We start from the raw sequence: 1,337 nt of genomic DNA on the forward strand, positions 1-1,337 counted from the left end.
GAAACATCAGCCGCAGCGGCTGGTTGACCAGGATGGTATCCCAGAAAATCCACAACAATGGTGGCACCCGCAAACGGCGAAACCAGATCTGGCGGCGGGCAAAGGGGGCAAAATACCAGAGCCGGTCAATCAGGCGATCAAAGATGTCAACAACCTCGATCATGATTTCCGCATCCTGCTCGTTGAACCGCTCCCGGCAGAATTGCCGCATGATCGATGCCGCAGCCCTGGGGGTAGTGAAGAGTTCGATGGCGGCTTTGGTATTGAGTTCGTTCCAGGGGGATGAGTTGTCAAGAAAGGTCAAACGGTCAAAATGGGACCAGCCACCGGTCTGACACCAGACCAGGATCCCCCGTAAGGTTGGACAGGTGCTGAGCTGCTCCCGGTATTCTTCATACTGAAGTCCGGCATAAGCGGGAAAGATGCCAAAGCCTTCGTACTCACGCCGGGCCTGCAGTTCGATGATCTGGGCATGCCTGGACTCCGGAATCCGTTCATTCAGGGGCAGATAGCGAAAAAAATCGGCGCTGCCGTATTTGCGCGACACGACAAAGGCATCAGAGCGGATGCCGGCAAAGGCTGCTTGTTCCGTGGTTTCGTTCCAGGAAATATCGCCGATCGGGAAGGCCCCCAGACTCCAGGTGCGAAAAATCAACAATGTGTTGTGGGCTTCACAAACGGGCAGGCTCTCTTGCAACCAGCGGTTACATTGTCGTGCTGAGGTAATCCACAATCGACTTTTGAACGGCGAGTCAACATCATGACCATCGGCCTCGCCGATGCGGGTGACAATTCCGGACACTTCCGCAAAGGTGGTAAACAACTGCTCCAGACAGTGGACGAATATCTGCCGGACCCGACCATCGCGGCCCGACCGGCTACCTGCTGCTGCTTCAATATACTGATTCCAGAACATCAGGTCGGTATTGATAAAGATGCGCAGACCCGCAGCGGCAGCGATGGCAAAGGCACGTTGCATCAGGGAACGCCAGGAATGGACGGTTTCTTTCAGTAGGGCGGAATAGCTGTCGAGGATCACCAGGTGGGCCAGATCGTCGAAGGTGATGGCAGTAAAACCCAGCGCGCGGACCTTGTCACAATAGCTGACCAGGGCGGCACAAATCAGGTCACGGTGATGCGGACTGATCTTGCCCTGGTTAATCAGGGCATCCAGGGGCGCCTTCGACCAGTTTTTGCGCTGGCCGTCGACAAAGGGGACAAAAAAAGGGGCACTGCCGTCGATCAACAGCAAGTCTCTTGATGCGGATGGATTATTCGATTTGGGAGTTTCGGCTGTGATCATCAATCACGTCGCTTTTGCGTCTGTTGACAGGGCA

General features: G+C 55.3%; 1 protein-coding gene. It reads right to left on the reverse strand.

What is annotated here, in order from left to right; all coding sequences use genetic code 11:
- Positions 1–1,303, reverse strand: a 1,303-nt coding sequence (locus AC6F7T_RS11755) for a hypothetical protein (RefSeq protein ID WP_500719079.1), incomplete at its 3' end; no start/stop codon positions are given.
- Positions 1,304–1,337 lie beyond the last annotated feature (34 nt).

The organism is Pelovirga sp. (assembly GCF_059864205.1).